The organism is Vibrio sp. 10N.261.55.A7 (genome assembly GCF_002877365.1).
Taxonomy (GTDB): Bacteria; Pseudomonadota; Gammaproteobacteria; order Enterobacterales; family Vibrionaceae; genus Vibrio.
In genome coordinates this window covers 1-297 of sequence record NZ_MCWZ01000211.1, presented here as the reverse complement: position 1 = coordinate 297, position 297 = coordinate 1, and the positions used below count along the sequence as shown (strand labels likewise).

Annotated in this window: 2 tRNA genes; both read left to right on the top strand. The window is 49.2% G+C overall.

From position 1 onward, the window contains the following. Positions 1-76: transfer RNA gene (locus BCU12_RS10590), tRNA-Gly, on the top strand. Between the two features lie 70 nt (positions 77-146). After that, a tRNA-Met gene (locus BCU12_RS10585) sits at positions 147-223 on the top strand. Positions 224-297 lie beyond the last annotated feature (74 nt).

Here is a 297-nt window from a genome sequence, read left to right as displayed (position 1 = left end):
GCGATACTAGCTCAGTTGGTAGAGCGCAACCTTGCCAAGGTTGAGGTCATCGGTTCGAACCCGATGTATCGCTCCAAATTGGTTTTTATTGTTTGATGTTTAGAACGGTAAAACAAAGTCTCATTGTCTTAAACAATGCATCCGGACGCGGGATGGAGCAGTTTGGTAGCTCGTCGGGCTCATAACCCGAAGGTCGTCGGTTCAAATCCGGCTCCCGCAACCACATTACAGTTAAACGCCCAGCTCCTTGCCAGAAGGCAATAGAGCAGCGGTTAACTCATGCGATACTAGCTCAGT